The organism is Bacillus alkalicellulosilyticus (assembly GCF_002019795.1).
GTDB classification, from domain to species: domain Bacteria; phylum Bacillota; class Bacilli; order Bacillales; family Bacillaceae_F; genus Bacillus_AO; species Bacillus_AO alkalicellulosilyticum.
Window position 1 is genome coordinate 2,669,644 of the sequence record NZ_KV917381.1, and the last position, 13,511, is coordinate 2,683,154.

At 36.5% G+C, this 13,511-nt stretch carries 13 protein-coding genes; 4 read left to right on the forward strand and 9 right to left on the reverse strand.

The features are described from left to right. Positions 1 to 9 precede the first annotated feature (9 nt). The 8 genes from BK585_RS13400 to BK585_RS13435 form a co-directional block, all read right to left on the reverse strand. The gene (locus BK585_RS13400; protein ID WP_078553933.1) at positions 10 to 513 is read right to left on the reverse strand and encodes a zinc ribbon domain-containing protein; all 504 of its coding nucleotides are present in this window, start codon (positions 511 to 513) and stop codon (positions 10 to 12) included. Between the two features lie 298 nt (positions 514 to 811). Further along, positions 812 to 1,714: a Gfo/Idh/MocA family protein gene (locus BK585_RS13405; RefSeq protein WP_078553934.1), complete on the reverse strand. Its 903-nt coding sequence runs from the start codon at positions 1,712 to 1,714 to the stop codon at positions 812 to 814. A gap of 27 nt (positions 1,715 to 1,741) precedes the next feature. After that, positions 1,742 to 2,611, reverse strand: a complete 870-nt coding sequence (locus BK585_RS13410; RefSeq protein WP_078553935.1) for a metal-dependent hydrolase — start codon at positions 2,609 to 2,611, stop codon at positions 1,742 to 1,744. Positions 2,612 to 2,751: 140 nt separating this feature from the next. After that, on the reverse strand, positions 2,752 to 3,714 hold the full coding sequence (locus BK585_RS13415) for an aminoimidazole riboside kinase (protein WP_078553936.1): 963 nt from the start codon (positions 3,712 to 3,714) through the stop codon (positions 2,752 to 2,754). A gap of 56 nt (positions 3,715 to 3,770) precedes the next feature. Continuing rightward, positions 3,771 to 5,174, reverse strand: coding sequence for a sensor histidine kinase (locus BK585_RS13420; RefSeq protein ID WP_078553937.1), 1,404 nt, complete (start codon positions 5,172 to 5,174; stop codon positions 3,771 to 3,773). A 4-nt stretch (positions 5,175 to 5,178) separates the two neighbouring features. Beyond that, entirely contained in the window at positions 5,179 to 5,883 is a 705-nt protein-coding gene (locus tag BK585_RS13425) for a response regulator transcription factor (protein WP_078553938.1), read from the reverse strand. Between the two features lie 183 nt (positions 5,884 to 6,066). Continuing rightward, positions 6,067 to 7,359 (reverse strand): ArsR family transcriptional regulator, encoded by a 1,293-nt coding sequence (locus BK585_RS13430; RefSeq protein ID WP_078556822.1) that lies wholly within the window; start codon positions 7,357 to 7,359, stop codon positions 6,067 to 6,069. A 17-nt stretch (positions 7,360 to 7,376) separates the two neighbouring features. Further along, complete coding sequence (locus BK585_RS13435; protein ID WP_078553939.1) at positions 7,377 to 8,291, reverse strand: WD40/YVTN/BNR-like repeat-containing protein; 915 nt, start codon at positions 8,289 to 8,291, stop codon at positions 7,377 to 7,379. 176 nt (positions 8,292 to 8,467) lie between these two features. Between BK585_RS13435 and BK585_RS13440 the strand changes: the two genes are divergently transcribed. The 3 genes from BK585_RS13440 to BK585_RS13450 are packed head-to-tail and all read left to right on the forward strand — an operon-like array spanning position 8,468 to position 10,922. Beyond that, positions 8,468 to 10,114, forward strand: coding sequence for a SpoIIE family protein phosphatase (locus BK585_RS13440; RefSeq protein WP_078553940.1), 1,647 nt, complete (start codon positions 8,468 to 8,470; stop codon positions 10,112 to 10,114). A gap of 25 nt (positions 10,115 to 10,139) precedes the next feature. Then, positions 10,140 to 10,562 (forward strand): ATP-binding protein, encoded by a 423-nt coding sequence (locus BK585_RS13445; RefSeq protein WP_078553941.1) that lies wholly within the window; start codon positions 10,140 to 10,142, stop codon positions 10,560 to 10,562. A 6-nt stretch (positions 10,563 to 10,568) separates the two neighbouring features. Continuing rightward, entirely contained in the window at positions 10,569 to 10,922 is a 354-nt protein-coding gene (locus BK585_RS13450) for an STAS domain-containing protein (RefSeq protein ID WP_078553943.1), read from the forward strand. A gap of 76 nt (positions 10,923 to 10,998) precedes the next feature. Here the strand turns inward: BK585_RS13450 and BK585_RS13455 are convergent, their stop codons facing one another. Then, a complete protein-coding gene (locus tag BK585_RS13455) occupies positions 10,999 to 12,855 on the reverse strand; it encodes an LTA synthase family protein (RefSeq protein WP_078553945.1) in 1,857 nt (618 codons plus the stop codon). A 239-nt stretch (positions 12,856 to 13,094) separates the two neighbouring features. On the opposite strand from BK585_RS13455, the gene BK585_RS13460 reads away from it, so the two are divergent. Then, positions 13,095 to 13,415, forward strand: a complete 321-nt coding sequence (locus BK585_RS13460; protein WP_078553947.1) for a DUF4870 domain-containing protein — start codon at positions 13,095 to 13,097, stop codon at positions 13,413 to 13,415. Positions 13,416 to 13,511 lie beyond the last annotated feature (96 nt).

The window sequence follows — 13,511 nt, forward strand, 5'->3', positions numbered from 1 at the left end:
TCCTCTACATTACGCTGTTTTATTATCTGACTTTGATCCACAACATGGACAGAAGTTTGCTTCTTTAGGAATGATTTCTTCACAAGTTACACATGAAATTCCTTCACTAAGGTCCACTTCAGCAGGTTTTTCAAGTGGTGTCCCGCAGCTTCCACAGAACTTATCATTAGGTCCATTGGCTTCATTACAAGACCCACAAACTACTGCATTGTCTTCGGTTTTATTCATTTCAGATAGTTGTTTCGTAGCTAAATAGATTTGTTTGTCAAGAGAAACTAACTGGTCTGATATAGTCACAAGTTCTTCTGCAGCAATAGCTTCTGCTCTGATTTGCTTATATGTAACCTGACCAAGCTCCAACAATACCGCTGATTTTTTTACAGATAATTCTTGAATCATTTTTCGTAATCGATTCATCTCTTGTGTAACTTGAAGCTTTTGTTTCCCTTGTTCAATCCCTCCTTGAAATTTAGATAACCCCTCACCGATTTTCGATTGAAAATCATTTGCCATATTTTTTCACCCTTCCAACTTATTTTTTGTTTCAATGACCTAATCATTAAAAACATAAAAACATTATATTACAAAATAAAGACAGTATGTGAAAAAATATGTGAAAATCAATTACTTTTTTCCTATTATCTTTTACCAAATAAGAGCCAAAAGTAGTATTTTTGTCGTTAGAACACTAATAACGTGCCTCGAACAGTCGATTTTTTTCGAGATTAAACTCAAAAAAAGCGCCTTTCAATAGAAAAGCACTCCTTTTTTTAATACTACTATAATATTTTGGTAGACAGTAGTTTCGCTTTCAGTCCATTTGTGTAAGCTCATTGACAATAAACTCACACATTTCATGAGTGATAAGGCTATCCTCACTATACACTGACTTCTTTTTTATTTCTTGAAGAAAAGCTGTAACGATTTGTTCGAACCCTCGTTTATGTAACGTTGACTCCCAATCGCTTGTCAAACGTTTGGTAGCTTCTTTCCCCTTATAGATAAAAGTATCGTTCACGTTCAACGTTACTCTTTTTTCAATGGAACTCATCACTTCTACTCTCTCTTCGTTAGTCCCACTATCTCTGTTCATCATTCCAATTGCTATGGGGCCTTCTTTATTTTTAAATGTGACAACTACATGGTACAGTAACCCCTCTTTGACCATCCCTGATACAGAAAGATGGTCAATGGAATAAGGAAACAAATATCGTATCGTATCAACAACATGGATGAAATCATCATAGATAAACGTTCTTATATCTGCAGGCTGTGCCAACCGATTCTTTTGCATCACAATGGTATTGGGGTACTGAACCTCTTTTAATAATTGATAGCTTGGAGCAAATCTTCTGTTAAATCCAGTCATAAGGACGGTTTGTTTTTCTTTCGCAAGTTTTACCAATGCTTTTGATTGAGTGAAATGATAGGTAATCGGTTTCTCCACATACACATGAATGTCGTTCATAAGTAGTTTCCGAACAAGCTCTTCATGAGATTCTGTCGATGAGTGAACGAACGCCGCCTGTATACCACTTTCTAGTAAATCATCGATGTTCGTATAAAGATGAGTTATCCGATATTTTGCACCTATCTCCTCTAGTTTCTTTTTATTGCGGGTACACAAATGTAGGGTGATTCCTTCAATACGAGAATACACAGGAAGATATGCCTTTTGCGCAATATCACCCAAACCTATTATGCCAATATTCATTTTCATCACCTTCTCTTTGTATTTACTTTACTTCGTTATAAACTCGAATAAAAAAGATTCTCCATTTCGATAAAACCTAGGGTCGTAGATTCCAATCTTCTCTTCATTATCAACGACTACAACAAAAGGAGACCATTGCATTAACACTTCTGCTTTAGGATTTTGTTCAAAAAGTGGTGTTAAATCAACTTCTTCCTCGGAATAAATCGTTTCTATAACCTCTTTTTCTCCCCAAACTGTCGTTGAATACATGTCTACGACCGCTCCAGTTTTGCCAATTACGGTAAAATGCCATGGCACAAAACTTGCTGAAAGGGCTGTCTCATCGTATCTTTCTTTTGCTTGCTCATGAATGATTTGTCCTTGAATCCCTTGGAACAACACATGAACCGCTATAAAAATCCAAACCATTCGCCATACCTTCCATCTTGGCACACTCTTATTCCACTTACTATACAAAAAACCAAACAACATAATCGTCCATATCGTTAGATCTACAATCGGAATGTAACCTAATGTGATACGAGCTGATGAAAAAGGTTCAAAAAATCCCGTTCCCCAAGTATTTAAAGCATCTGAACCAATATGTATTAAGACATTAATAAGCGCTAAATATAGGATGACTTTATCTTTCCTTTTCCAAATCAAATAAGCTACCCCGTATATTAAAAGCGCCCAAATAGGAGCTAAAAAAATCGAATGTGTGAGCCCCCTATGCCACATTTGTTCCATGATACGCCCAGTCTCTGTTACATTGGCAACAATATCAATATCTGGTATTTGACTTGCTACGATAGCAGAAAACAAAAGAGCCTGTTTCGTTTTTTTGTCCATTTCATCTTTTTTAACTGCGCCGTACGTTGTTAGACCAAATAGAGTATGTGTAATTGTATCCATAACTATCTCCTTGTTGGTTTGTTTTAAAAATAATAATCGAAAAGGTAAATAAATGCTAATGTTATCCCTCAACGTTACTAGACAAAAAAATAGGTGGGACAAAAGGTTGTTTCCTTTTTACCCCACCCTACTAGTGTTATTTACGTTGTTAAGCCTTGACTCTTACTGATTTTTTGTACCTCTGCTAAAGTAGGTAACGCCGTCATCGCCCCTTTTGTGGAAGCGGCCAATCCACCTGAAACACTTCCAAAGGCAGCAAACTTCCCAATTTCTTCGGCAGGCAAAGACAGTGGATTTCCATCATATTGATTAAATTGATAAAGAACACCCGACACAAAAGCATCTCCAGCGCCCGTTGTATCCACTGCATTCACCTTCATAGCCTCAACCTTTACTTTTTCTCCATCCTTAAAAATATAACTACCTTCACTTCCAACAGTAACAAGCAAAATAGGTATGTTATAGCTTGATAAGACGTTAACCCCTGCATCAATATCTGTTTGACCAGTTAAAAACTCAAGTTCTTCTTCTGAGATTTTTATGAGGTCGACTTGACTAAACATAGAAAGTATCGTTTCTTTCGCTTCTTCTGGGTTAGGCCAGAGCCCTAATCGTAAATTAGGGTCATAGGACACCATCACTTGATGTTTTTTAGCTAATTCAACAGCTTTCATTGTTGCACTTCTAGCTGGCTCACTTATCATCGAAATCGATCCAAAGTGTATCATTTTATTGGAGGAAATTAGCTCTTCACTCACTTCTTCCTCTGATAGAAACCGGTCAGCACTTGGATCAATATAGAAATCAAAGCTTCGCTCACCATTCGCAGCTAATGTGACAAACACCGCTCCCGTTCTAGCCTCTTCGGTTAAATATAGATATTCTGTATTGACACCATACTCTTCTAACACGTCTTTCAAAAACGTACCTAACACGTCCTTTCCGACTTTTCCAAGAAAAGTTGATGTCGCTCCTAATCGCGCTAAACCTACTGCAACATTAGCCGGTGCTCCTCCTGGACTTTTGTAGTAAGCTGTGTTCGTCTCATCTAGTGGAATAAAATCAATTAGAGCTTCACCTATACTAACAATACCCTTTTTCATATGTAATCCCTCCCTTTATGACTTAATCAAGTTATCGACGTTTTAGTGTACCATACTCATGTAGAATCTGGTAAGCATAGAGAAAAGGTTGTACCTACCCCAACTTGACTTTGAACCGTGACGGTTCCGTTATGGAGTTCGATAATTTGTTTTACAATGGCAAGTCCTAATCCACTCCCACCACTGTGGCTTGTTCGCGCTTTATCTACTCGGTAAAATCGGTCCCAAATGTGCGGAATGTCTGCTTCAGGAATGCCAATACCCGTATCTGTTATGTTAATACATACCTGCTTCCCTTCTTTAAAGACAGCTACTTCAATCTCATCTCCTGACTGACAATATCGGATGCTATTTTCTACCAAATTAACAACTGCCTTGGAAAGGTGAAATTCATCAGCAAATAATACAATGTCTTCTTGATTACTTCGTAGCTTGAGGGTTACATTCTTTTTCTCTAGTTGCATCGTTCGACTTTCAATTAATTGACTGAGCCAAGGAAGTGCTTGGAACTTTTCTTTTTGAATCCCAATTCTTCCTTCTTCAAGTTTTGATAGTTGAAATAAATCTTGGACAAGATGTTCCATTCTTGTAGCTTCATTATAAATTACTTCTACTGTTCGGATCCTTTCCTCTTCTTTAAGGTCAGCTGAATCCTTTAAAATAGCAGAGTACCCCTTAATATAAGTAATTGGCGTACGTAAATCGTGAGAAATATGAGAAATAAATTGTTGTCTGGAATCTCGATATTCCTTTAATTGATGAGCCATGCTTTTAATATCCCTCGCCAGCTGACCTACTTCATCACTTCCGCTTTCCTTAGGGATATTTTCAAAATTCCCATTGGCAATTTCAGTAGTGGCTCGTCCCATTTCCCGTAATGGTCGAGACATTTTATTCGTAAGATACATCAGCAAGAAAAAACCAATAATAAATGTTATGATCCCCATAATTCCAAATAGCTGGATCAGTTTTGCTTTCGTTGCTTCAAACTTTTCAGTATCTTGGTCCATAAACAAGTACCCTTGGATTTCTCCTTGGGTGACAATCGGGTGTACTCCCCAGATGTGTGGGATGTGAAAGCCAATTCCAGTATGAACATCATCAATTATCGGAAATGGATGTTCTACTGCTAGTTGGTCCTTAATCCATTCTCGGTATGTGTCGACCCATTCGTCATCAAGAGAATCTGATTGCAGAATAAGCTGTAAGTTTTGGTCAAACAGACCAAGGTGAACATCTTCTTTTTGCTCCATTAAAAAAACATGGTTAATCGTTGGTAAGTCAAACTGATGTTCAATGGCTATCGCGTGTGACCTCAATCGATGCTCCACATCATTTCTGAGGTTCTCTTTATAAAAGTTCTCGGATATTAAATAGGACGCATATACCATTGTGATAATGACAAAAAGCAATATGACGATGACAAAGGTCGTAATTTTAGTTGAAAACCTGTTCTTCATCTCATCACCTGTCTATCTCTTCGACCATTTGGTATCCGATTCCCCATACTGTCTCAACGATCGGCTTTGTATATTGGCATTTTTTTAGCTTCTCTCGAATGTTTTTGATATGAGCATCTACTGTTCTTTGGTCTCCTTCATAAAACCCTTCCCATTCTAATTCAAGTAAGTGCTCCCTACTAAACACTCGACCTGGATTCATTGCTAGTCTATGTAATACATTAAGTTCCTTTTTCGTAAGTGGGATCACAGTATCATTGAAGCTTACTCTTGCTTTTTCCATTTCAAATACAAGGTCATGAATTTGATAGGTTGTCCCTTTTGTTTGTTTTCCACGACCGGTTCTTCGGAGTATGGACTCGATTCTAGCTAGTAACTCTCTAGGCTCAAAAGGTTTTACAATATAGTCGTCTGCCCCTGATTGAAGACCTTCAACAACTTTTTCTGACTCACCAAGAGCCGTCAGCATGATAACGGGAACGTCACCATCAATGTACTCACGAATTTCTTTTAAAACATCAAACCCATCTTTCTCAGGCATCATAATATCTAATAAGACAATGTCGATGGACGTTTCCATTAGGATATGCAGAGCCTCATCTCCAGTAGCGGCCTCTTTAATTGAATACTGATCGGGTGATAAGCACATCGAGAGTAGCTTTCGCATTTCAAGCTCATCATCTACTATAAGTACTACTTTCTTTTCCATGTTTGCGTCCCCCCTCTATCTTTTATTTTACACAAAAAGACTTTGCCTAACTGTAACAAATTAACGTCATTTCAGTCTAAACACTAGTCCACCTTATTCCCTATCATCGTAGCTTTCAAAAAAGCAGTAAGCTTGAACCTACCTCTGGTTGTAGGGACTTGCTTACTGCTTGGTTATGAGTTATTAATGATGAGCGTGAGCGTCTTCTCCTGATGCAGGAACAATCTCTAATTTCTCATCAATGATTCCTTGAGTAGTAAAAGAAAGAACCGACATATCTCCTAACAAATAGCCGTGATTATATGGACCTTCTGTCGGATCAGTGACAAACGCTGGTTTCACAGTTGCTAAATAGTGATATATAGAGGTGGTAACCTTGTCACCTTCTTCAATCCATAACATCGGTGTATGCTTTCCGAGATGGGCAAAAGGCGCTGCCGCAATCGCTAACTCTGGTAAATCTAGCGGTGCAAAAACGAATCCATGACCTGGCTTAGTTATTCCCCACCCAAAGTTTGTGTTGTTGTTTTTATAGGTTGCAAAGGCTATTGCTTGGTCAACTGGATTTTCTCCATCAATTCGAATCACCGTACCAAACGACTCTAATTCTGATAATACCTCAGGACCAATAATAGACTCTGGCCCTACCACATACATCATTGCATTTGAATTTCTTTTTTCTAGCGCTGCTTTTGTTTCCTCTGGAATCCCTTGAGAATCAACATATAGAATGGATTCATTCATATGAGCAATCCAATTTCCAACTGGCACGGAGTAAGGTTTAGCTTCTTCCTCAAGCGAGCCAATAATTACTTCATTTGTGTAGGAACCGATAATTGATGCAAAATATTCATCAATGACGGATGCAAATTCTGCAGGATGAGCGGCTGATACCTGTTCTGTTTCATACTCTTTTAGTTTATCCAATTCGCTAGCATCGATGTCACCTATCACGATTACTTCTGTGCCATTGACATTTCCCTTAGGCTGTAACCGATTCAATTCCTGAAGTACTTCTTCAGAAATCGACTCATCAAAGTAAAGAAGGGGGCCATCGTTCGGGTGATGAACAAGTGTTAACGCTGCTAGTGAATAACGCCACTCTTGTAATGGAGCCAGTATAACTGTGCCCGGTTGATTCTGTTCATGAGTAGCTGGCCAAACCGTTTGCGAAACAATGACTGACATTGTAATTGGGTCATTTTCAGCTAATCTTGTTGTGTTTTTTGTACTGGAAACAAGTAATCCATTACCAGCTTGGTCATTCATGTTTGAAGGAGGTTGCTGCGCTTCTTGTTCTACAGCTTCTCGATTCACAAAACTAATCTCACGATGATGTTCATGTTCTGAATGGTCGTGTTCATCCACTTCTTCTATTTCTTCATTTTGTTGATGATCTTCATGGGCATTATTTGTACAAGCTACCAATAATGATGCAAAAACTAATATAAAAAATGGTAGTAATAACTTTTTCATGTTCAATACCTACTTCCTTATAAGTTGGGCTTTCCTTTTTGAACAACAGCGTTCCACGAGTGTCCACCATCAGTTGTAATATAAATGGAGTCATCCATCGTACCAACCGCAATCACATCTCGATTAGAAGAGTGAACAGCTATTGAAACGATTTGACCTTGAATTGGTTCCGTTTCAAACGGCTCCCAGGTTGCTCCGAAATCTGTGCTTGTCATTAATCCCTCTATCCCACCGATTCCGTAGGCAAGCAACGTCTCTTGGTCTAAGTGGTCTACTGCAACCATTCCTAGATTACGATTTAACGGAACCCATTCTTGTCCACCATCTTTTGATTCGTACAATCCATCTCGGAAGCTTCCTAATAAATGATAGGGATCCAATGAATTCGAAATAAATACAAACCAATGGTTAGGGTCAATTTGAACATTGCCATCCATGATTGTCCATGTCAATCCCGCATCTGTAGATTGATATATTTTAGCGTCTAATGAATCGAGTCCATAGATAACATCAGAATTAAATTCATTGACTTCGATTAAATGAAAATCAACTTCCCCGTATAAAGAATGAGTTTCCCATGTTTCTCCTTTTGTATCACTCACTAACACCCCTAATGGATTTTTCATCCCTGAGCGCTTGTCGGGGTGACCGCTTGAAATTAATCTATTGTCAGGCGTAATGGATAAGCCCATAAAGTCATGACGTTCATTTATATCACCTTGCCATTGCATGCCTTCATCCAGTTTTACTTTAAGCACACCATGATGTGTCCCTACATAAAGAGTTGCTTCTTCTTCACGGTCAAAAGCAAGGTCATGAATATGAAATACACTTTCTACTGCACGCTCATTTTCGATTTCTCCTTCAAGCTCACTTCCATTACATCCGGTAAGTAAAACAATAATAAATACTGCAAATACGAATCGTTTCATCTCCAACCTCCTCTTTGTTACATAGTATCGAAAAACTGTGAAAAAAATATGAAGGAATTTGAAGATGTTTATCTAAATGTTTTGTATAGAAAATAATTATTGCTTATGATGTAGTAATTTAATACTATTACTTTAAGGATATTATTTATACCATAGACTTATTAGAGGGTGGATGCATGTTAAAAAATATTAAAGAAATGGTTGAAAATTTTTCACCTTCCACTTTGTATTCATCAAAGCTAGAAGAAATGTCGAGGCTAACTGAATTATATCAACTCTATATTGTTGATACTGAACAGGAAGAAGAGTTTGACCATATTACTACATTGATTCGTGACGTCTTTACAGTTCCTGTTGTATTAATTAGTTTAATTACTGAGGACCGTCAATGGATTAAATCCTGTGTGGGTATTAACATAAAAGAAATAATGAGAGATGATTCTATCTGTCAACATGTAATTGCCGATAAAAAAGCAATTATTATTGAAAATATGGAGAATGATACTCGATTTAAAAACCATCCTATAGCTATAGAACATAATATATACTTTTATGTAAGTGTTCCTTTAACGACTAGTAAAGGAAATATAATAGGTACATTATGTATAGGTGACCACAAGCCAAAGTCATTTACAAATCATCAATTACAACTACTCGAATCCTTTTCCGGGTTAGTTGTACAAGAAATCGAAAAGAGATATGCCTTACTTGTGGAAGCAAAGTGGAAAGATAAGTTGTTACAAGAGAACAGAAGATATTTAAGTTTAGTCAATAACCTACAAGATGTTGTAATTCAAACAGACGAACAAGGAAATATATCATTCCTTGCCCCTGCATGGGAAGACTTAATGGGGTATACTGTTGAAGAAACCTTGAACCAATCTTTTTTAAACTTTGTTTCAACAGCTAACCGAGACCATTTTTCTAAACTATTTTCAAATCTGGTCGAACGAAAAGCTGACAACTTTAAGCAAGTGGTTCAATATATCACGAAAAGTGGCAAGAAGAAATGGTTGCGTCTCGTCTTTTCCTTTATATACGATAAAAACAAAGAATTTTTAGGGACGATTGGCACATTATCCGATCTTACGGACTTAGTAGAATTAGAAAATGAAAGACAAAAAGACCGAGATTTAGCTAAAAAAGTTCAATTATCGGTTACGAGCAACCCAATCCACCATCCATCGTTTAAAATAGATTGTGAATACCATTCTTCATTAGACTTGTCTGGTGATATGTACTATTGGGTACAAATTGATGAAGGGAAATACGGTGTTATTTTAGTCGATGTGATGGGTCATGGAATTGCAAGTTCACTTGTAAGTATGTCCATTCGGTCCTTGCTTCATGGACTGTTTAAGAAAGTACAAGACCCAGTTTTAATTTATAAAGAGCTTAATCGTCATATCCATACACTTCTTAATAGCCCAGATGGAATCATCAGTTATTTTACAGCGATGATTATATACATTGATACAAACAACAAGCGAGTTGAGTTTGTAAATGCTGGTCATCCTAAAGGATTAATGCAGGTTGACGATACACTTCCGCATATTATGGATAAAGGTAGTCTTCCTATTGGCCTCATGGAACATCCTCCTATTGAAAAAGGAATCATCTGTTATCCAGAAGATGCAACCATTCTTATTTATACAGATGGGTTAGGGGATATTATAGGTGATGATGTAAATCAAAAGCTGTTACTATGTTTGAAAGAATATAAAAAGACAACAAAAACACTAAGTCGTTATGTCCTTGATTCAGTTGAACTTCCAGATAAATTACCTGATGATTTGTGTGTTATTTCCATTGAGCTAAATTAATCATTTCAAGTAAGGAGTAAAAATTATGACAAATATTTTAGATATTGAGATTACATATATACCCCCCAAAATGGAACTCGAAGATGTTATGAATCAAATTCATGACTCCTTTTCATCGACTCCCTTTTATTTTACAGAAGATTTTTGTTTCGCAGTTCGAGAAGCACTTATCAATAGCCTAGAAGCATCAAAGGGACTTTCTGCAGAAAATCAAATGATTTTCATCCATGCGACTTATGATAACAATGAAGCTGTCGTCGAGATTAGTGAATTAGGTAAACCTTTTGATGAAAACCGGATTAATTTTTCAAAAGAAACAACATTTGAAGACGTTCTTTATGAAGAAAGAGGCAGAGGATTATTATTTATAAACTTGTTTACCGATGAATTTACGTTCACTCAAAATTACGAAGGCTTAAAAATCTTCACGCTACGAAAGAAGGGATAATTAAAAATGGCAAAAGCATCAGTTGAAATTAATACGATTGAAGTTGAAAATAAACAAGTAAAAGTAGTCGGAATAAATGGACAGCTAGTGTATGAGACTGCCGAAGATGTTAGAAATACTTTCTCAACCATTACAAATGAAGATAATGGATATATCCTAAACATATCTGACGTAGAGCGTTTAGATAGTACTGGAATCGGTGTCCTTGTTACGTTCGCTAAACGTTTCGGAAACGAAAAGTCTGTCGTTGTTTGTTCAAATGAAAGCATCAAAAAATTGCTTCTCATTGCAAAACTAGACCTTCTTTTCTCGATAGTAAATACTGACCAAGAAGCAGAACAACAATTAAAAAACATGTAAAATAAAGAGGTTGAGACAAAAGGTAATAAACCAACCTTTTGTCTCAACCTCTTTTTACTATCTTCTTCATATCTACTCACTTCGGTGCAGCAAACCTTAGTAAATCGCCTAGCACGACCCTATCTGAATAAGCCAGATGTTCTTCTGCTTCTTTCATTTTTCGACTGCAATTAAGCGGGTCTAGTTCGGCACCGTCTCTTTTACGGTAACAAACACCTCTTGTTTGAACATTGTATTCTGTGACATGACTACCATCACGAAGAACAACAAAGGACTCACGATTCGGTGAAAAAAGGTCAGAACCAAAATGTACATAATTCTTTGTTGAAAGACCGACTAAATGCATGATTGTTGGCTTAAGGTCAATTTGACCGGATACCGTATTCTTAACTTCATTGTCGCGATGACCAGGGATGTGGATGTATAATGGGACGCGTTGCAATTGAACGGTATCAAATGGTGTAATTTCCTCTTTTTCTAGATACATACTCATTGCTCTATTATGGTTTTCTGAAATTCCATAGTGGTCCCCATAAATGATAAAAATAGAATTTTCATAGATTCCTTCTTCTTTAAGTCTATCGAAGAAATGCTCAAATGCCATATCCATATATCGAACCGTTGGGAAATATCTATTTAGTGTACGACTATTTGAATGATATTCCGGAATGAGCCTATCCTCTTCTCCAAGCTCAAAAGGAAAATGGTTCGTTAATGTAATTAGTTTTGTATAATAAGGTTCAGGTTGATTTTTCAATAAGTCAATAGATTGTTCAAAGAAATCGTAATCCTTTAACCCCCAGCCAACTGAATTCTCATCATGAACATCATAATATTCGATATCATAAAAATGATCATACCCCAGAGAATTGTACATTAAATCTCGATTCCAAAAACTCCTATTATTGGCATGCATAACCGATGTAAAATACCCATGCTTCCCTAGTGTTTCTGGCAAAGCTTGGTACTCATTTCCTGAATGAGTAAAGAACACCGCACCACTACTTCTTCCAAATAACGAAGTATCTAATAAAAACTCAGAATCTGACGTTTTCCCTTGTGCCGTTTGATGATAAAAATTATCAAAGTAATAGCTATCTTCAATTAATCGATTCAAAAACGGTGTCACTTCTTCACCGTACAGTGTATTATTAATCACAAATGTTTGTAGTGACTCAAGTGAAATGACGATAACATTTTTTCCCTCCGCTATACCAAACAACTCAGGATCTGGCGGGAGTTCTTTTGATTTGGTATACTGCTTAACCTCAAGTATATCTGAACTTTCAGCAAACACCCGTTGTGCTTTTGTGCTTGTTTGCATCACTGCATCATACACATGATAATTAAATGTTCCAATGTATTGAACTAACATTTCACGGTCAAATGATCTTGTTAATAATTGAGGTCGTTCAATTTGAGCCAGCGTGATATTTGTGAAAAATATCCCTGTTGCTAAAACAGCCATAACGACAGGTTCCCATTTCTTCTTCGGTACAATAGATACCTTTTTAGCTAAAATAAGGTATGTAAGAAGCAAGACGTCAGCAAATAACAATACATCAACAAACCTCGCAAGCTCAATCACACTGCCCGATATATCTTTTGCGTTACTTGTTTGAAATAACACAGGTAAGGTTAAAAAATCGGAAAAAAACCGATAGTAAAGTAAGTTAAAGTATAAAACACACGTTGATAGAAAACTTATCACGACAATCATCGTATTTCTATTTTTATATCCAAAAAATAAACAAAAACCAAAAAGAATCATCGCTGAACTAAGGGGATTTATAAATAGTAAAAATTCTTGAACTGTGTTTGTTGTATTGATTTTAAACCCGACTTTGTATAGGATATATGTTTTGAACCATAGCATTACTATCGCTATTAGCATTAATTGTGACCGACTAAATAAAGCTTTTACTTTCTCCATTAATTCTCTTTCCTCTCTTGCCTTACATTTTCTGTATCTGTATTAATATATTAATCTCTTTTCTTAAGAAGTCAATGCTTTTTTTCAATGTACTTAACCGAATATTCTTAAATGCAACCATTAAAAGTTTGGATATTCCTCTTCTTTACATCATATAAATTGGAGGGAATGTTATCTAAAAACAAAAAGGAGGAAAAATGTCGCATAACCTAGAATAATCTTTAGTAGGAGGTGATTTTATGTCTGAAAAAGACGAAAGAATGTTTGCAATGCTTATATATGTGATAAGTTTTTTCACTGCACTTATTGGACCGCTCGTAATTTGGTTACTTAAAAAAGATGAATCAGAATTTATTGATTACCATGGTCGAGAGTACTTTAACTTTTTCATTTCCTATATTATTTATGGAGTCATCGCAAGCATCCTAATATTACTCCTTGTAGGCTTACTCATACTACCAATTATAGGGGTAGCAGCACTGATATTTACCATTTTAGCAGCAGTAAAGGCCTATGAAGGTGAAAGATATCGAATCCCGTTCATATTTAGATTTTTATAAGGTTTAAAAGCAATGAGACTTATTTCTTCGCTTTAGCTATATTAGCGAAGAATTTAGACCATTGCTTTTTTACTATTCATAGACTAGCAATCTTTG